20 protein-coding genes and 1 riboswitch are annotated in these 17,460 nt (G+C 73.3%); of the genes, 8 read left to right on the top strand and 12 right to left on the bottom strand.

Annotation, left to right across the window (positions count from 1 at the left end; genetic code table 11):
- Positions 1-4: 4 nt before the first annotated feature.
- Together OG875_RS28150 and OG875_RS28145 are read right to left on the bottom strand one after the other, a co-directional pair.
- On the bottom strand, positions 5-568 hold the full coding sequence (locus OG875_RS28150; protein ID WP_330177035.1) for a COG4315 family predicted lipoprotein: 564 nt from the start codon (positions 566-568) through the stop codon (positions 5-7).
- Between the two features lie 206 nt (positions 569-774).
- Positions 775-1,269 (bottom strand): hypothetical protein, encoded by a 495-nt coding sequence (locus OG875_RS28145; RefSeq protein ID WP_330177034.1) that lies wholly within the window; start codon positions 1,267-1,269, stop codon positions 775-777.
- Positions 1,270-1,642: 373 nt separating this feature from the next.
- Between OG875_RS28145 and OG875_RS28140 the strand changes: the two genes are divergently transcribed.
- The gene (locus OG875_RS28140) at positions 1,643-2,359 is read left to right on the top strand and encodes a lysophospholipid acyltransferase family protein (protein ID WP_330177033.1); all 717 of its coding nucleotides are present in this window, start codon (positions 1,643-1,645) and stop codon (positions 2,357-2,359) included.
- Between the two features lie 169 nt (positions 2,360-2,528).
- Here OG875_RS28140 and OG875_RS28135 read toward each other — a convergent pair whose 3' ends face one another.
- The 8 genes from OG875_RS28135 to OG875_RS28100 form a co-directional block, all read right to left on the bottom strand.
- Entirely contained in the window at positions 2,529-4,142 is a 1,614-nt protein-coding gene (locus OG875_RS28135) for an alpha/beta hydrolase (RefSeq protein WP_330177032.1), read from the bottom strand.
- A 144-nt stretch (positions 4,143-4,286) separates the two neighbouring features.
- A complete protein-coding gene (locus OG875_RS28130) occupies positions 4,287-5,069 on the bottom strand; it encodes an urease accessory protein UreD (RefSeq protein WP_330177031.1) in 783 nt (260 codons plus the stop codon).
- Positions 5,066-5,761: an urease accessory protein UreG gene (gene ureG / locus OG875_RS28125; RefSeq protein WP_330177030.1), complete on the bottom strand. Its 696-nt coding sequence runs from the start codon at positions 5,759-5,761 to the stop codon at positions 5,066-5,068. The genes OG875_RS28130 and ureG overlap by 4 nt, the downstream gene beginning before the upstream one ends.
- 73 nt (positions 5,762-5,834) lie before the next feature.
- On the bottom strand, positions 5,835-6,509 hold the full coding sequence (locus OG875_RS28120) for an urease accessory protein UreF (RefSeq protein ID WP_330177029.1): 675 nt from the start codon (positions 6,507-6,509) through the stop codon (positions 5,835-5,837).
- A 31-nt stretch (positions 6,510-6,540) separates the two neighbouring features.
- Complete coding sequence (locus OG875_RS28115; RefSeq protein ID WP_330177028.1) at positions 6,541-8,262, bottom strand: urease subunit alpha; 1,722 nt, start codon at positions 8,260-8,262, stop codon at positions 6,541-6,543.
- Entirely contained in the window at positions 8,255-8,566 is a 312-nt protein-coding gene (locus OG875_RS28110) for an urease subunit beta (RefSeq protein WP_330177027.1), read from the bottom strand. Before OG875_RS28110 ends, OG875_RS28115 begins: the two co-directional genes overlap by 8 nt.
- Before the next feature lie 16 nt (positions 8,567-8,582).
- Positions 8,583-8,885 carry an urease subunit gamma gene (locus OG875_RS28105; protein WP_330177026.1) on the bottom strand — a complete coding sequence of 101 codons (303 nt, stop codon included), beginning with the start codon at positions 8,883-8,885 and terminating at the stop codon, positions 8,583-8,585.
- A 231-nt stretch (positions 8,886-9,116) separates the two neighbouring features.
- Positions 9,117-9,401, bottom strand: coding sequence for a type II toxin-antitoxin system Phd/YefM family antitoxin (locus OG875_RS28100; protein ID WP_330177025.1), 285 nt, complete (start codon positions 9,399-9,401; stop codon positions 9,117-9,119).
- Positions 9,402-9,493: 92 nt separating this feature from the next.
- Here OG875_RS28100 and OG875_RS28095 point away from each other — a divergent pair, with 92 nt between their 5' ends.
- From OG875_RS28095 to OG875_RS28085, 3 genes are all read left to right on the top strand, one after another.
- Positions 9,494-10,129, top strand: a complete 636-nt coding sequence (locus OG875_RS28095; protein ID WP_330177024.1) for an ATP-dependent Clp protease proteolytic subunit — start codon at positions 9,494-9,496, stop codon at positions 10,127-10,129.
- A gap of 7 nt (positions 10,130-10,136) precedes the next feature.
- Positions 10,137-10,445 (top strand): hypothetical protein, encoded by a 309-nt coding sequence (locus OG875_RS28090; protein WP_330177023.1) that lies wholly within the window; start codon positions 10,137-10,139, stop codon positions 10,443-10,445.
- Positions 10,446-10,782: 337 nt separating this feature from the next.
- Positions 10,783-10,954: riboswitch (cyclic di-AMP (ydaO/yuaA leader) on the top strand.
- Positions 10,955-10,957: 3 nt separating this feature from the next.
- The gene (locus OG875_RS28085) at positions 10,958-11,428 is read left to right on the top strand and encodes a C40 family peptidase (RefSeq protein ID WP_330177022.1); all 471 of its coding nucleotides are present in this window, start codon (positions 10,958-10,960) and stop codon (positions 11,426-11,428) included.
- A gap of 69 nt (positions 11,429-11,497) precedes the next feature.
- Here OG875_RS28085 and OG875_RS28080 read toward each other — a convergent pair whose 3' ends face one another.
- Both OG875_RS28080 and OG875_RS28075 read right to left on the bottom strand, forming a co-directional pair.
- Positions 11,498-11,932 (bottom strand): ATP-binding protein, encoded by a 435-nt coding sequence (locus OG875_RS28080; RefSeq protein ID WP_330177021.1) that lies wholly within the window; start codon positions 11,930-11,932, stop codon positions 11,498-11,500.
- A gap of 251 nt (positions 11,933-12,183) precedes the next feature.
- Entirely contained in the window at positions 12,184-13,323 is a 1,140-nt protein-coding gene (locus OG875_RS28075; protein WP_330177929.1) for an 8-amino-7-oxononanoate synthase, read from the bottom strand.
- A gap of 283 nt (positions 13,324-13,606) precedes the next feature.
- Between OG875_RS28075 and bioB the strand changes: the two genes are divergently transcribed.
- The 4 genes from bioB to OG875_RS28055 all read left to right on the top strand — a co-directional run bounded on the left by bioB (position 13,607) and on the right by OG875_RS28055 (position 17,436).
- Positions 13,607-14,752, top strand: coding sequence for a biotin synthase BioB (gene bioB, locus OG875_RS28070; protein ID WP_330177020.1), 1,146 nt, complete (start codon positions 13,607-13,609; stop codon positions 14,750-14,752).
- Positions 14,745-16,085: an adenosylmethionine--8-amino-7-oxononanoate transaminase gene (locus OG875_RS28065; protein ID WP_330177019.1), complete on the top strand. Its 1,341-nt coding sequence runs from the start codon at positions 14,745-14,747 to the stop codon at positions 16,083-16,085. The genes bioB and OG875_RS28065 overlap by 8 nt, the downstream gene beginning before the upstream one ends.
- 1 nt (position 16,086) lies before the next feature.
- The gene (bioD, locus tag OG875_RS28060) at positions 16,087-16,836 is read left to right on the top strand and encodes a dethiobiotin synthase (RefSeq protein WP_330177018.1); all 750 of its coding nucleotides are present in this window, start codon (positions 16,087-16,089) and stop codon (positions 16,834-16,836) included.
- 285 nt (positions 16,837-17,121) lie between these two features.
- A complete protein-coding gene (locus OG875_RS28055; protein ID WP_330177017.1) occupies positions 17,122-17,436 on the top strand; it encodes a CPCC family cysteine-rich protein in 315 nt (104 codons plus the stop codon).
- The last annotated feature ends 24 nt before the right edge of the window (positions 17,437-17,460 follow it).

Below are 17,460 nucleotides of genomic sequence, written 5' to 3'. Positions count from 1 at the left end.
GTGATCAGTAACCGCCGCCGTTGTTGTTCTTCTGGGGCTGGCTGGTGACCTTCTTGCCCTGCGGGTTCATGATGTACCACTTGGCGCCGAAGGCGTTGACGCCCTGGCCGTTGATGTCACCGGCCTTGGTGTCGTCCGCGAACCGGTACAGCGGGCGCCCGTTGTAGGTCACCTGCTCGGAGCCGTCGTCGCGCTTCGTCGTCTTCAGCAGATCGGCCTTGAGACCGCTGCCCGCCGTCGGCTTCGCCTTGACGGTCAGGGGCGGCCACGCCTGGGCGCACGAGCCCGTGCACATGGACTTGTCCTTGCTGTCCTTGTCGAACTCGTACAGCGTCCGGCCCTTGTCGTCGACGAGCATCTTGCCGAAGGAGCCGTTCTTGACGTCGACCGTGGCGGCGGGCGACGAGGACGCGGCCGGGACCACGTCGAGTTCGTGGTTGTTGGGCTGCTCACCGGTGTCGGCCGCGCCGGCGCCGCGGTCGCCGCCGCCGTTCGAACACCCGGCCGCCGCGGTGGCGATCAGCAGGGCGGAGGCCAGTGCGGTGACTGTCCTGGTGTGCCGTCTCATCAGGGGCTCCTCGATCGTCGGCCGCCCCGCGGGGCAGCGCGCGGCCCACCCGATCGGGGCCGCCAGCCCCAGTGCACAACAGGGCCTCCGGAGCGGCCACCTGGGCGGGGCCGTCCGGAGTGCGGTCCCGGCGGGACCGGGGAGACGACGATTGCTGACGAGGAGTGACGAGCGGTACGGGTGCGGAGCCGGGCCGGCTCCGCCGGTCAGCTCTCTTCGAAGTAGGCGTCCAGTACGACGTCGAGGTCGGCCGTCCACTGCTTGAGCGCGCCCCGGGACGGGGCGTCGACCTCGGACTGGTAGGACCGGCGGGCCGTCGTGTGCAGATTGACGGTGAACCGGCGGCCGAACCGGGGGATCTCGACCTCGACGGCGCCGATCTCGGACCAGCCGAACTCCGCCTCCTCCTCGTCCAGCCGGAACCGGACACCGGTGCGGTCGGCGGTCATCGAGGCGCGGCGGTCGGCGATGTCGAAGGCGGGGCCGTCCTCGTCCCCGGCCGGACCGGCACCGTCGTCGGTGTCCTCGGTGACGGCGACCGCGTCGTCCGTCTCGTCGGCGGCCGGTTCGGGCTCGTCGGCGTCCGGTTCCGCGGGGGTCCGCGCGTCCTCGGTCACCTCCTCGGCCGCGGTGTCGTCCTCGGCCTCCCGGGAAACGTCGTTCGCGGCGTCGCCGGTCTCCTCTGCGAGGCGGGGGGCCATGAGTCCGGGAATGTATCCGGGATCGGTCCCCGCGGCGGGTACGGGCTGGATTATCGGATCGATGCGCTCCACGGCTGGCAGTATGGCCGATAAACCTGTGCGAGGAACACTCGGTCCACGCGTGAGCGGCGGAATTCGGGAAATCAGCCAAAAGACATGTCTTCTGACGGCCAGTACCCACCCGGTCCCCGGCGAACGAGCGCGCGGACGGGCCGAGTTGTCGGCGGGCCCGCCCGGAGACGCGGTCCGGACCTTTCTGATCGCGCACGCTTACCAGCCGCCGGGCCTGCCCCTACACTGAGCCCCGCGACAGCCCGATGACCTGGCACGACGCAACCCCGGAGCCGGTCCCGCCACGTGAGGAGCGCCCCCGTTGTTCTACTACGTGCTGAAGTACGTGCTCTTGGGGCCCCTGCTGCGACTCCTCTTCCGGCCCCGGATCGAGGGGCTCGAACACATCCCGGCCGACGGGGCCGCCATCGTCGCCGGCAACCACCTCTCGTTCTCCGACCACTTCCTGATGCCGGCGATCATCCGGCGGCGGATCACGTTTCTCGCCAAGGCGGAGTACTTCACCGGGCCGGGGATCAAGGGACGGCTCACCGCCACGTTCTTCCGCAGCGCCGGCCAGATCCCGGTCGACCGGTCCGGCAAGGAGGCCGGCCAGGCGGCGATCCGCGAGGGGCTCGGGGTCCTGGGCAAGGGTGAGCTGCTGGGGATCTACCCGGAGGGCACGCGCTCGCACGACGGGCGGCTCTACAAGGGCAAGGTCGGGGTCGCGGTGATGGCCGTCAGGGCGGGGGTGCCGGTGGTGCCGTGCGCGATGGTGGGGACGTTCGAGATCCAGCCGCCCGGCCAGAAGATCCCGAAGATCAAGCAGGTCACGATCCGGTTCGGCGAGCCGCTGGACTTCTCGCGGTACGCGGGCCTGGAGAACCAGAAGGCGGCGATCCGCGCGGTCACCGACGAGATCATGTACGCGATCCTCGAACTGTCCGGGCAGGAGTACGTGGACCGGTATGCCGCCGAGGTGAAGGCCGAGGAGGCGGCGCGTACGGCTCCGAAGAGGTTCCCGCGCCTGCGCCGCTGACCACCCGCGCCGCTGAGCGCCCGTGCCCCTGTCCGCCCGCGCCGCCCGCCCGGCGCCGAGGTCCCCGGGGCCGTTCCGGACATGAGGGAGGGGGCGGCGGCCGTCACCGGCCACCGCCCCCTCCCCCGTCACCGCCGCTGTCCGTGCCCCGGGACCTGACGGTCCGTCGTCACGGCTTGGGCGTGGCGTGCGGCGCGCACGTCACGTCACGGCGGTCCAGGTCGCCGCTGAGCAGATACGCCTCGACCCGGTCGTTGACGCACGGGTTCGCCAGATTGGTGATGCCGTGCGAACCGGCGTCCCGCTCGGTGATCAGGCGTGAGCCCTGGAAGCGCTTGTGCAGCTCGACGGCGCCCCCGTACGGGGTGGCCGCGTCACGCTCGGACTGCGCGATCAGTACGGGCGGCAGCCCCCGGCCCGTCCCGACCTGGACCGGTGTCTGCTGCTTGGTTCCCCAGGTGGCGCAGGGCAGGTTCATCCAGGCGTTGGCCCAGGTGAGGAACGGGTGGTCGCGGTGGAGCCGGGTGTTGTCCCGGTCCCAGACGCGCCAGTCCGTGGGCCACTTGGCGTCGGTGCACTCGACGGCGGTGTAGACCGCGTTGCCGTTCTCGGCGGCGGCGTTGCCCACCGTGTCGGAGAGGTCGGGCGCGACGGCGTCGACGAGCGCCTGGGTGTCACCCGCGAGGTAGTCGCTCCACAGGGAGGCGACCGGCACCCAGCTGCTGTCGTAGTACGGGGCGCTCTGGAAGAGGCCGATGAGCTCGGCCGGTCCCACCACGCCGCCGATGGGGTTCTTCGCGGCGGTGGCGCGGAGCGTGTCCCACTGCCGGGTGACCTTCGCGGCGGTGTCACCGATGTGGAACGTCGCGTCGTTCGCGGCGACCCACTTCTTCCAGTCGTCGAAGCGGCGCTCGAAGGCGACGTCCTGGTCCAGGTTGGCCTGGTACCAGATCTTCTCCCGCGACGGGTTGACCACGCTGTCCAGCACCATGCGGCGTACGTGGGACGGGAAGAGCGTGCCGTAGACGGCGCCCAGGTAGGTGCCGTAGGAGACGCCGACGTAGTTGAGCTTCCGGTCGCCGAGCGCGGCCCGCAGCACGTCCAGGTCCCGCGCGGTGTTGGGCGTCGTCATGTGCGGCAGCATCCAGCCGCTGCGCTCCTGGCAGCCGTCCGCGTACTCGGCCGCGAGCTTGCGCTGGGCACGCTTGTCGGCCTCGCCGAGGGGGACGGGGTCGGCCTTGGGGACCTTGACGAACTCCTTCGGGTCCACGCACGAGATGGGCGTCGAGCGCCCCACGCCGCGCGGGTCGAAGCCGACGAAGTCGTACGCCTTCGCGGCGTCGGCCCAGATGGCGTTCTTGGTCACGACGCGGCGCGGGAACGCCATGCCGGAACCGCCGGGGCCGCCGGGGTTGTAGAAGAGCGAGCCCTGACGGGCGCTCGCGCCGCCGGTGTTGTCGATCCGGTCGACGGCGATGCTGATCTGCCGGCCGTTCGGCTTGGCGTAGTCGAGCGGCACCTTCACGTAGCCGCACTGGATCGGCTTCTCCAGGGACCATTCGGCGGGGCAGTCCGCCCAGTCGACGCCCTTCCCGGCGGCCCGGTCGGCGGCCAGCGCGGCGCCCGCCGCCTGTGCGTCGCGGACGCGCTGTTCGTTGCTCTGCGCCTTGGAGCCGTGGTCCGCGCGGCCGTCGGCGCTCGCCGAGGTGGCCGCGAGGGTGGTGGCTATGAGCGTGCCCGCGAGCAGAGTGCCGGCCGAGCCGAGCACCGCTGTGCGTTTCACGTGGTACCTCCCCTGTGTGGCGCGCCGCCCGATACGGCGCTGTTCGTAGGGCTACCGGGGGGATCCTCGCGCCTGGTCACCGGTTCGGAACAGGGCGAACCGGCGATTCTTTGCCGAACCGATAGCCGGTCACCCGGGTTCCGCTCAGCGGTGCAGCTCCGCGAGGGCGGCGTCCAGGAGGTGGCGCAGGGCCCGCGCGTCCGGGGCGAGCGCGGTCACCAGGGCCCCGGGTCCGGCGAGCGGGGTGAGGACGGCGGTGTCGCCGAGCGGTCGCGGGGTCACCGGCTTCTCGTCGAACTCCGGTGCCACCACGAGGAGCTGGCCGACCGCCCGGTGCCCGCCGGTGACCGCGGGGCCGTCCCATCCGGCGGGCGCGCCGGTTCCGAGGGCGAGGTGCTGGTCGAGCAGGGGGCGGCCGGCGCGGTGCACGGTGAGGCGGGTGGTGAGGGTGCCGGGCGGCTCGTCGTGCCGGCCGAGGATCTGTTCCTCGCGCAGGACCAGCCGGGCGGTGGCGGCGAGTTCGACACGGGTGCGGGCGCGCAGGTCGCTGCCGGTGACGGAGACGATCTGTTCGGGCAGCCAGCGCAGCAGGGCGTGCTCACCGACCGTCAGGCGCAGGTCGTAGCGGGCGTGGTCGGCCGGCCGGCCTTCGGTGCGGCGGCCGGGCAGCGCGATCGTCGCGGCCGACGCGTCCACGGTGAGCGCGGCCCCGTCCCGTACGTCGATCTCCAGGGCGAGCCGGTCGCCGCCGAGCGGCGCGCTCATCGCGCCGACGACGGTGACCCGGGCGGGTGCGTGGGCGCCCGGTACCGGGGCCGCGCGGGTACGGCGCACGGCGAGAGGGCCGTCGCTCTCCAGGACCGGCAGGGCGGTGCCGCCGCGCCCGTCGGGTGCGGCGGTGATCCGGGCGGTGGCGTGGACGCTCATGCGGTCCAGGCGGTGAAGCGGGCGCGCACCCAGTCGGCCACCGGGGCCACCCCGTCGGGGGCGGTGAGCGAGGTGAACAGGACGGGCAGGTCGCCGCGCTGTTCCTTGGCGTCGGTGGCCATGCGCCCGAGGTCGGAGCCGACGTACGGCGCGAGGTCGGTCTTGTTGACGACGAGCAGGTCCGAGGTGGTGACGCCGGGGCCGCCCTTGCGGGGGATGTCGTCGCCGCCCGCGACGTCGATGACGAAGATCTGCGCGTCGACCAGGCCCTTGGAGAAGGTGGCGGTGAGGTTGTCGCCGCCGGACTCGACGAGGATCAGGTCGAGTGGGCCGACGGCGTCCTCCAGTTCCTCGACGGCTTCGAGGTTGGCGGAGATGTCGTCGCGGATCGCGGTGTGCGGGCAGGCACCGGTCTCCACGGCCCGGATCCGCTCGGCCGGCAGCACCGCGTTGCGCAGCAGGAACGCCGCGTCCTCGCGCGTGTAGATGTCGTTGGTGACGACGGCGATGGACAACTGGTCGCGCAGCGCCCGGCAGAGGGCCGCGACGGTCGCGGTCTTGCCGGAGCCGACGGGCCCGCCGAGGCCGATGCGCAGGGCCCGCCGGGAGCCGTCGGGGCGGGCGGCCCCGGCGCCGTGGGTGCCCGGGTCCCGGTAGGGGTCGGTGTACGGGTCGGTGTGGTCGAGGTGCACGGTGCGGCTCCTTCGTGGTCCCGGGGCGGGCGGGGTTCGGGCGCGGGTGGCTTCGGGTCGGCGGCGCGCGGTGTCAGGAGGCGAAGAGGCGCACCGCCCAGGCCGCGTGCGCCTCGGCGGTGATGTCCAGCAGCGGCGCGGAGGCGGCGGGCAGCGCGCCGGGCCCTTCGTCCACGGCGCGCTGTGCGGCGGCCACCGCCCGGTGCGCGGTGGCGTCGATGTCGGGCGCCAGCCGGGCCAGGACGGCGGTCGCGTCGAAGGGGTCCAGGCTGAGCAGCCGTACGGCGGCGGTGGCCGGGCCGCTGACCGTCTCGTACAGGACGCAGTGCGCGGCGTCCCGCGGGCCGAGTCCGGCCGCGCGGGCGGCGAGGCCGAGGACGACGGGCTGGTGGGCGCCGCGCGGGCGGGCCGCCGCGAGGGCGTCGAGTTCGGGGCTCGGCCAGGTGGCGCGGGCGGCGCGGGTCATCTGGCGCCCGAGTTTGCGGGCGGTGGCGCGCAGGGCGGGTGAGGGGGTGCGGGCGTCGGCGGCCTCGTCCAGGGCGAGGGGGTCGACGCCGAGGACGGCCGCCGCGGCGAGCGCGGCGGCGGTGAGGCCGCTGGTGGTCAGCCGGCCCCGGCAGAAGGCGGCGAGGTCGTGGGCGCCGGTGAGGCGTCCGGCGCGGACGGCCGCCTCGGCGCCGCCCGAGTGGGCGTGGCCGCCGGCCGGGAAGCGTCCGTCGGCGAGGACGAGCAGCGCGGCGCGGCTCACCGGAGGCGGCCCGTCGGGGGAAGGCGGCTCATCAGAAGAGGAAGTAGCGCTGGGCGAGGGGCAGTTCGGCGGCGGGTGCGGGTTCGACCACGTCGCCGTCGATGGTGACGGTGAAGGTGTCGGGGTCGACCTCGACGCGGGGCAGGGCGTCGTTCTGCCGCATGTCGGCCTTGCGGAGGGCGCGGGTGTTCTCGATGGGGACGAACCGTTTGCCGAGGCCGAGCCGTTCGGGCAGGGCGTCCTCGATGGCGGCGTGCGCCACGAAGTTGACGGAGTTCCCGGCCGGGGCGGTGCCGGTGGCGCCGAACATGGGCCGGGGCAGGACGGGCCCGGGGGTGGGGATGGACGCGTTGGCGTCGCCCATCTGCGCGTACGCGATCTGGCCGCCCTTGACGACGAGTTGGGGCTTCACGCCGAAGAACGCCGGTTCCCACAGCACGAGATCGGCGAGCTTGCCCGTCTCGACGGAGCCGATCTCGTGGTCGAGTCCCTGTGCCACGGCCGGGTTGATCGTGTACTTGGCGACGTAGCGGCGGACCCGGTGGTTGTCGGCCCGGCCGTCGCCGGGCAGCGGGCCGCGGCGTTTCTTCATGACGTGCGCGGTCTGCCAGGTGCGCATGATCACCTCGCCGATCCGGCCCATGGCCTGGGAGTCGGAGGAGATGATCGAGATGGCGCCGAGGTCGTGCAGGATGTCCTCGGCGGCGATGGTGGAGGGCCGGATGCGGGACTCGGCGAAGGCCAGGTCCTCGGGGACGGCCGGGTTGAGATGGTGGCAGACCATCAGCATGTCGAGGTGTTCGTCGATGGTGTTGACGGTGTGCGGGCGGGTCGGGTTGGTGGAGCTGGGCAGCACGTACGGCTCGGAGACCACGGTGATGATGTCCGGCGCGTGACCGCCGCCGGCGCCCTCGGAGTGGTACGCGTGCAGGGTCCGCCCGGCGACGGCGGCGAGGGTGTCGGCGACGAACCCGGCCTCGTTGAGGGTGTCGGTGTGGATGGCGAGCTGGACGCCCGTCTCCTCGCAGACGCCGAGGCAGGCGTCGATGACGGCGGGGGTCGCGCCCCAGTCCTCGTGGATCTTGAACCCGAGGGCGCCGCCGCGCAGTTGGGCGTGCATGGCGTCACGGGACATCGTGTTGCCCTTGCCGAGCAGTCCGATGTTGACGGGCGCGTTCTCCAGGGCGGCGAACATCCGGGCCAGGTGCCAGGAACCGGGGGTGACGGTGGTGGCCTTGGTGCCCTCGGCGGGTCCGGTGCCGCCGCCGACGAGGGTGGTGATGCCGGAGGACAGCGCCTGGTCGATCAGGGTCGGTGAGATGAAGTGGACATGGGCGTCGACCGCCCCGGCGGTGAGGATCTTTCCGTTGCCCGCGATGATCTCGGTCTCGGGCCCGATGACGAGGTCGGGGTGGACCCCGTCCATGGTGTCCGGGTTGCCCGCCTTGCCGATGCCGGTGATCCTGCCGTCGCGGACGCCGACGTCGGCCTTGACGACGCCCCAGTGGTCGATGACGACGGCGCCGGTGATCACGGTGTCCGGCGCGCCCTCGGCGCGGGTCGTCCGGGACTGGCCCATGGACTCGCGGATCACCTTGCCGCCGCCGAACACCGCCTCGTCCCCGGCGAGTCCGGGGCCGCCGCAGCGGTCCTCCTCGATCTCGACCAGGAGGTCGGTGTCGGCGAGCCGGACGCGGTCGCCGGTGGTGGGGCCGAAGAGGTCGGCGTAGACGGCTCTGCTCAGCTCAGGCATCGAGGGGCCCTCCGGTCTCGCCGCGCAGGCCCGGTACGACCCGGTGTCCGGCGAGCGGGACAAGTTCGACGTCGACGGGGATGCCGGGCTCGAACCGTACGGAGGTGCCCGCGGCGACGTTCAGCCGCAGGCCGCGCGCCGCCGCGCGGTCGAACCGCAGACCGGGGTTGGTCTCGGCGAAGTGGTAGTGGGAGCCGACCTGGACGGGCCGGTCGGCGGCGTTGAGCACGGTGAGGCGGGTGACGGGGCGGCCCGCGTTGAGCGGCACCGTCCCCGCCGCGTACAGGATCTCTCCGGGAATCATCGGCGGCGCTCCCCCGTCAGACGATCGGGTCGTGGACGGTGACGAGCTTGGTGCCGTCCGGGAAGGTGGCCTCGACCTGGACGTCGTGGATCATCTCGGGGATGCCCTCCATGACGTCGTCGCGGGTGAGCACCTTGCGTCCGGAGGCCATGAGCTCGGCGACGGTACGGCCGTCCCTGGCGCCTTCGAGAAGATGGACGGTGAGGACGGCGACGGCCTCGGGGTGGTTGAGGCGCAGCCCGCGCGCCAGCCGCCGGGTCGCCACGTCGGCGGCCACATGGATGAGCAGGCGTTCCTGTTCGTGCGGGGTCAACTGCACGTTCCCACCTCACTGTCGCGGGCCGGTCCGGACGGACGGCCGTCGTCCACGGTGAGTTCACCACGGACCGGGCGGCTCCCGGTCAGGCATGGCAGGGTACGGCGGAAGTTTTTCCGGCAGGTTAACGGGGGCGTGCGTCCGGGTCCCTATCTCGGCACCCCCGCGCGAGGGGTGGCACCCCGTGCGAACGGCACGGCCCGCCCCCTCGCGACGCGCGCGGACACGCCGGGGTCAGGCCAGCGGCTCGTGGTGGGCCACGATGCCGAAGTCCGCGCGTTCGCCGGGAGCGGACGGCATCGCGCCGATCCTGCTCACGGACGAGATCACCCGCTCCCCCGCCGCGGTGACCTCCTCGGCCTTCAGGCTCTCCAGTCGTGCCAGGTCGGCGGCCGACACCAGGGCGACGAGCGGCTTGCCGTGCCGCGTCACGACCACCCGTTCGTCGCCGTAGACGACCCGGTTGATCAGATCGGCGAGCTCCGCCCGCGCTTGTGTCACCGGAATTTCGTAGGCCATGGCAGCCATCTTACGACCTGTACGTCCTGTACATTTTTTACGGACGGACGACCGGGACACGTCCGGCATCCGCGTCCGAGGAGAGGTACGCCATGAACCGCCCCGCCGCCCGCCACGTCCTGCCGGAGTTCACCGAGCGGACCAGCACCGGAACCCGCTCCCTCGACCCGTACTCCAAGCTCTTCGAGGGGCGGATCATCTTCCTCGGCACCCCGCTGGACGACACGGCGGCCAACGATGTGGTCGTCCAGCTGCTGAATCTCGAATACACCGCCCCGGACCAGGACATCGCGCTCTACATCAACTCCCCCGGCGGCCCGCTGAGCGCCATGACGGCCGTCTACGACACGATGCGGGTCGTCGGCTGCGACGTGTCGACCACCTGCCTCGGACAGGCCGCGTCGACCGCCGCCGTGCTGCTCGCCGCCGGCGCCCCGGGCAAGCGGATGGCGCTCCCCGGCGCGCGCGTGGTCCTCCAGCAGCCGGGAATCGAGGAGCCCGTACGCGGCCAGCCGTCCGACCTCGCCCTCCACGCGGAGGAGTTGCTGCGGCTGCGCGCCCTGATGGCGGGGGCCCTGGTACGGCACACCGGGCAGAGCGCCGAGCGGATCGACGCCGACATCGACCGGGACACGGTCTTCGACGCGGCGGGCGCCGTCGCGTACGGGCTGGTGGACGAGGTCACGCGGGACCGCAGGGCCTCCCTCGGCCTCAACACCCCCGGGTGAACGGCCGATGCCGACACCGGAACCGCCGCCGCTGCCCGCCCTGACCCGCGCCGAGGGCGATGTCGTCGACACCTACCTCCGGGTCGTGGACCTGGTCGGCCGGATCAACCCCGCGCGCACGGACGACACGTACGGCGCGCTGCGCGCCGCCCAGGCGCTGGTGGCGGGCGCCGCCGCCCTGCGTGACGCGCTGGCGCTGATGCACGCGCGGGGCGAGACGGAGCTGCACACGGCGACCCTGGACCGTACGCTCCGGGCACTCGACGGGGAGCGCAGGGCCCGGCGCGTCACCATGCCGCCCGGAACGGTGACTTGACGCGAACCTGCTGAGGACACGCGCCGGGCGGGCCCCTCCGCGCGGCGCGCGGCTGCCCGTTCGGCGTACCGACCCGCCCGGCGCGATCCGGACGGCGACTTGCGGCCCGGAATCCGCCGTCCGGCGGCAACCCCCCACGACACCGCAGGTACGGCGTGCGACCGGCCCTCTCCCGCGTTCACCGGATCGGGCGCATCTACACAAATAGGTCAAGCGTGACGAGAATCACATATCGTCGTTTCAACTCGGAAATGTGCTGAGGCCGCGTCAAGATCCGTCTGACGACAAGCCCCCGCCACCTCGGCGGGGCGGTCCGGGTGGACGCCGAGTCCTGCCGCCGCTCCGGATGCCTGGTCGACACGAGTGGATCGGCAGGAGTGGAGGACCCGGGCAGTTCGGGGCGGTCCGACCATGGACGGCTCCTCGGGGTGAAGTCGCAGCCGCGACCGGACATCTTCGCCTGTCCGAACCCGACAGGTCATCCTTCACAGGCGGCTGACGAAGGGTTGCGCATGTCCGCGCAGACACATGTCCCGTCGCTGCTCTCCCGGGCCGGTACCGCCTCGGTCCTCCTCGCCGCCGTCGGCGGCGCGATGCTGGCGCCCGCCGCCGTGCCCGAGGCCCACGCCCTGCCCGCCGCCTCCAAGGCGCTGAACGTGGCCGCTTCCAAGAAGGGCTCCCCGTACAAGTACGGGGCGACCGGCCCGCACCGGTTCGACTGTTCGGGCCTGACGCAGTTCTCGTACAAGAAGGCCGGCAAGAAGCTGCCGCGCACGGCGCAGCAGCAGTACAACAAGACCCGCCGGGTCTCCGCCTCCGGCCGCAAAAAGGGTGACCTGGTGTTCTTCCACTACAGAGGCAGCGTCTACCACGTGGGGATCTACGCCGGGAAGGGCAGGATCTGGCATTCCCCGAAGACCGGTCAGGTGGTGCGGCTGGAGCGCATCTGGTCCAAGGGCGTGCGGTACGGCCGGGTCCGGTGACGACCGCCGCCGCCACCCGGCCACCGCCGCCGTCCGCCCGCGGCGGCGCCCCGTCGCCGCCGGGTCCGCTCAGTCCCGGGTCCGGGGCGACGGCCAGGGCAGGGTGACCCAGACCGTCTTGCCGCCGTCCTCGGTGGGTGTGATGACCAGTCCGCCGCCGTACTCGGCGGTCAGCGACCGGACGATGACCATGCCGCGGCCGTGGTCCTGCCGGCCGTCGGCCGGGAGCCGGCGCGGCCACCGGGGGTGGCTGTCGGTGACGCCGAGGCGCAGCCACTCGTCGCGCTCCAGCCGGAGGTCGACCGTGAAGACCGGCGACCTGCCGAAGGTGTGCTGCACGGCGTTGGTCGCGAGTTCCGAGAGGATGAGGCGAACCGTTTCGGCGGTGTCGGAGCCGTCCGGCAGCCCCCACTCGGCGAGCACACGCGCGACATGTCCGCGCGCCTGGCGTACCGAAACCGGATCGCTCGGCAGGGTGACGGATGCTTCCTGATGGTCTGCCATGGCGACGCTGCCCCTTCCCACCGGGACGCAGACCGGCCTATGGCTGATGCCCGCGGGTACGTCCCCGGATTGCGCTGCGCGCCACACTGCCATCAACGGCGGCCCCGGGAGGGGTGATCCGCCGGGATTTGACCCCCTCTGTCGCTCTAAGCGGTGAACTCTGCGACGAGAGACCGGATGTGAACACGCTCAAGTTCCGGGTGTCCGCGGCCGAGAGGGGAGGCGCCCGCGTGGTGGCGTGCGCCGGGCGGTCAGCGGGCGTGCGCCCGTGCGTCGGCGGGGGCGGTCGCGACGATCGTGGCCAGCGCCTCCCCGATCTGCGCGTCCGTCAGGTCGGCGCGGGCGGTGAGCCTGATGCGGGAGATCCCGTCGGGCACCGACGGCGGCCGGAAGCAGCCCACCACCAGCCCGGCCGCCCGGCAGTCGGCGGCCCAGCGCACCGCCGCGCCGGGTGAGGGGGCCCGTACGGAGACGACGGCGGCGTCCGGGCGTACGGCGGTCAGCCCCGCCGCGGTCAGCCCCCGGTGCAGCGCGTGCGCGACGGCGCGGGCCCGCACCGCCAGCGACGGGTCCTCGCGCAGCAGCCGCAGACTCGCCAGCGCGGCGCCGGCCGAGGCGGGCGCGAGTCCGGTGTCGAAGATGAACGACCGTGCCGTGTTGACCAGTTGGTCGATCACCCGCGCCGGGCCGAGCACCGCGCCGCCCTGACTGCCCAGCGCCTTGGAGAGCGTGAGGGTGGCCACGGTGCCCGGATCGCCCGCGAGGCCCGCCGCGTGCACGGCGCCGCGCCCGCCCTCGCCGAGCACGCCGAGTCCGTGCGCGTCGTCCACGAGCAGCGCGGCGCCCCGGGTACGGCACACCTCGGCGAGCCGGGCGAGCGGCGCCGCGTCGCCGTCCACCGAGAACACCGAGTCGCTGACGGCCAGGGCCCGGACGCCCGGGTGCGCTTCGAGGGTCTTGTCCACGGCCGGGGGGTCCGCGTGCGGGACGACCACGGTCTCGGCGCGGGAGAGCCGGCAACCGTCCACGATGGAGGCGTGGTTGGCGGCGTCCGACACGACGAGCGAGCCGCGCGCGGTCAGTGCGGTGAGGGCGGCGAGGTTCGCGGCGTATCCGGACGACAGGACGAGCGCCGCCTCGAAACCGCAGAAGTCGGCCAGTTCACGCTCCAGTTCGGTGTGGAGCGCGGTCGTTCCGGTGACGAGCCGGGAGCCGGTGGCGCCCGCGCCCCAGCGGTGTGCCGCGTCGGCCGCCGCGCGTGTCGTCACCGGGTGGTGGGTGAGGCCGAGGTAGTCGTTGCTCGCCAGGTCCAGGAGGGCGGAACCGGCGGCGCGGGGCCGCAGGGTGCGGACGAGTCCGGACCGCTCGCGCCTTTGCGCCTCGTCGTCGATCCAGCCGAACGGGTCCGGTGGCGTGGACGACGCGGACGGGTCGCCGGGCGCGGAGCGCTCGGGCGGCGCGGGCCGCTCGCCCGGCACGGACGCCTCGCGCTGCGCCGACGGCTCGGAAGAGGGCACGGCTCGGGTCCTTCCGCTCGGGTCCTGGTGTCGACGGCCCACCGACCCTAACCGCACGTCGGCGCGGTCCGGGTGTGGTCATCCACACACCGGGACGGGGGCGTCTTGTGGGATTCATTCTTGGCCCGGGACCGCGCCGTAGGACAGGATCGGCGCCATGGACCTGCTGAACACACTGGTGGACAAGGGCCTTCGGCGCGAGGCGCCGTCGCGCGAGGAGGCGCTCGCCGTACTGGCGACGTCCGACGACGAGCTGCTCGACGTGGTGGCCGCGGCCGGAAAGGTGCGCCGCCAGTGGTTCGGGCGGCGGGTCAAGCTGAACTACCTGGTCAACCTGAAGTCCGGGCTCTGCCCCGAGGACTGCTCCTACTGCTCGCAGCGGCTGGGGTCCAAGGCCGAGATCCTCAAGTACACCTGGCTCAAGCCCGACGAGGCGACGAAGGCGGCGGCGGCCGGGGTGGCGGGCGGCGCGAAGCGGGTCTGTCTGGTGGCGAGCGGCCGGGGCCCGACGGACCGGGACATCGACCGGGTCTCGCGGACGATCGGCGCGATCAAGGAACAGGACCCGGAGGTCGAGGTCTGCGCCTGTCTGGGGCTGCTCTCGGACGGTCAGGCGGAGCGGCTGAAGGAGGCCGGCGCCGACGCGTACAACCACAACCTCAACACCTCCGAGGCCACCTACGGCGACATCACCACCACCCACACCTACGCGGACCGGGTGGAGACCGTCCGGCACGCGCGGGGCGCGGGCCTGTCGGCCTGTTCGGGGCTGATCGCGGGCATGGGCGAGAGCGACGCCGACCTGGTGGACGTGGTGTTCGCGCTGCGGGAGCTGGACCCGGACTCGGTGCCGGTCAACTTCCTGATCCCGTTCGAGGGCACGCCGCTGGCCGGGGAGTGGAACCTGACGCCGCAGCGGGCGCTGCGCATCCTGGCGATGGTGCGGTTCGTCTGCCCCGACGTGGAGGTGCGGCTCGCGGGCGGGCGCGAGGTGCATCTGCGGTCGATGCAGCCGCTGGCGCTGCACCTGGTCAACTCGATCTTCCTCGGCGACTACCTCACCAGTGAGGGCCAGGAGGGCAAGGCGGACCTGGAGATGATCGCGGACGCCGGTTTCGAGGTAGAGGGCGCGGGCACGCGGACGCTGCCCGCGCACCGGAGCGACGGATGCGCGAGCGCGTGCGGCCCGGCGGAGGCCGACGAGGAGCAGCCGGCCGACCGGGCGGAGAGCGGCGGGGCCCGTACGGATCTGGTGACCGTACGGCGCCGGGGAGCCGGGACGGATCTGGCGCCCAATGCCTGACACCCGGGCGGCGGACCCGTCCGGCCTGTCCGGGCGGGCCGCCCTCGCGCCGGAGGAACTGCTGGCGCTCGACCGGGCCCATGTCTGGCATCCGTACGGCCCGATGCCCGGCCGCACCGACCCGCTGGTCGTGGAGTCCGCCTCGGGCGTACGGCTCCGGCTCGCCGAACCGGCGCACGGGCAGCGCGAGTTGGTCGACGGCATGGCGTCCTGGTGGTCCGCGGTGCACGGCTACAACCACCCCGTCCTCAACGAGGCGGCGCACGCCCAGCTCGCCCGGATGAGCCATGTGATGTTCGGCGGGCTCACCCATGAGCCCGCCGTGCGGCTCGCGGCCCGGCTCGTGGAGATCACCCCGGAACCGCTGCGGCACGTCTTCCTCGCCGACTCCGGTTCGGTGGCGGTGGAGGTCGCGGTCAAGATGTGCCTCCAGTACTGGCGTTCGCTCGGCCGCCCGGCCAAACGGCGGCTGCTGACCTGGCGCGGCGGCTACCACGGGGACACCTGGCAGCCCATGTCGGTGTGCGACCCCGAGGGCGGGATGCACGGGCTCTGGTCGGGGCTGCTGCCGCGCCAGCTCTTCGCCGACGCGCCGCCCGACGGCTTCGAGCCGTACAGCGAGACGTACGCGGACCAGCTGCGCGGTCTCGTCGCGCGCCACGCGGACGAACTGGCCGCGGTGATCGTGGAGCCGGTCGTGCAGGGCGCGGGCGGCATGCGCTTCCACTCCCCCGCGTATGTGCGGGTACTGCGCGAGGCGTGCGACGAGTACGGCGTGCTGCTGATCCTCGACGAGATCGCCACCGGCTTCGGACGTACGGGCGAGCTGTTCGCGGCGGAGCACGCCGGGATCTCCCCCGATGTGATGTGCGTGGGCAAGGCGCTGACCGGTGGTTATCTCACGATGGGCGCGACGCTGTGCACCTCGGAGGTGGCCGACGGCATCTCACGCGGCGAGGTTCCGGTCCTCGCCCACGGACCCACCTTCATGGGCAATCCGCTGGCCTCGGCCGTGGCGTGCGCCTCGATCGACCTGCTGCTCGGCCAGGACTGGCGGGGCGAGGTGCAACGGATCGGGGCGGGGCTGCGCGACGGACTCGCGGAGACCACGTCGCTGCCCGGGGTGAAGGACGTGCGGGTCCTCGGCGCGATCGGGGTCGTGCAACTCGACCGTGAGGTGGACATGGCGGCGGCGACCCGGGCGGCGGTGCGGGAGGGCGTGTGGCTGCGGCCGTTCCGCGACCTCGTCTACACGATGCCGCCCTATGTGACGGACGACGCCGACGTCGCGCGGATCTGCCGCGCGGTGACGGCGGCGGCGCGGGAGGGCTGAGATGCCGGTGGTGATCGTCTCCGGGACGGGGACGGAGATCGGCAAGACCGTCGTCACGGCGGCCGTGGCGGCACTGGCGCTGGCCGGAGGCCGTACGGTCGCGGTGCTGAAGCCCGCGCAGACCGGTGTCGGCCCCGGTGAGCCCGGTGACACGGCCGAGGTGACGCGCCTGGCGGGCGCGGTCACGGCCGTCGAACTGGCCCGGTTCCCGGAGCCGTTGGCGCCCGCGACAGCCGCCGCGCGGGCCGCTCTGCCGCCCGTACGGCCCGAGGAGATCGCCGAGGCGGCCGGGAAACTGGCCACCGAGCACGATCTGGTGCTGGTCGAGGGCGCGGGCGGGCTGCTGGTCCGGTTCGACGCCGCGGGCGGCACCCTCGCGGACGCCGCCCGGCTGCTGGGCGCCCCGGTGCTGGTGGTGGCGCCCGCCGGGCTCGGCACCCTCAACGCGACCGCCCTGACGACCGAGGCGCTCCGGGCGCGCGGGCTCGACGCGCTGGGGGTGGTGATCGGCGCGTGGCCCGCCGCGCCGGACCTGGCGGCACGCTGCAACCTGGCGGATCTGCCGGACGTGGCGGGGGCGCCGCTGCTCGGCGCGATCCCGGAGGGCGCGGGCGCCCTGGGCCCGGCGGACTTCCGTGCCGGGGCGGGCGGCTGGCTGGCTCCGGCGCTGGGCGGCGACTGGTCCGCCGGACGGTTCGCGGCGACGTTCGCACCGGGCCCCGGTGCGGTGCCCGGCCGCAGTCGCGCCTGACCCCCGGCCAGGTTGGCAACGGTCGCCCGCCCGTCGCCACCCGCCCCGCGCCGCGCCGGTTCAGCGGTGCGCACCCGCACCGCGGGCACTACCCGGTCCGGCGACCCTGCCCGCGTCCCCTCCGGTGCGGGTGCCGGGGCCTCGTCCACCATCCCGGCGGGATCGGGAACCGGGGCACTCGCCGGTGGGGGCTGGCCGAGGAGTTCCTTGATGACGACTTAATGATCGTTTCGGAACGAGCGACCGGCCCAGCGCTTCTTCGCAGATCATGGAACACTTCGACGCGTGACAACGCCCGGAGGACCTGCCGGAGCCGGCCCGCCCGGCGGCGGTCCGTATGCCTGTCCCCGCTGCGAGCTTGTGACGCTTGAAGCCCGTGGACAATTCGAGATCTGTGACGAGTGCAGCTGGGAAGACGACGGCCAGGACGACCCGAACGCCGACCAGTTCTGGGGCGGCCCCAACGGAGCGGACACCCTGACCGACGCACGTCGTCGCTACGCGCAGTACGCCGCCACGACGAGGGGAACAGATCCGAGATCGGCGGCCAATGGCGGCCCAGGCAGGTGGCGTTCACGCCCGGACCGTCGTCGCGGCTGAGCACGGCCGGGGCGCCTCCCGGTT

This window comes from Streptomyces sp. NBC_01498 (assembly GCF_036327775.1).
GTDB lineage: Bacteria > Actinomycetota > Actinomycetes > Streptomycetales > Streptomycetaceae > Streptomyces.
The sequence above is the reverse complement of the archived record's forward strand: the minus strand, read 5'-3'. Positions and strand labels throughout refer to the sequence as shown.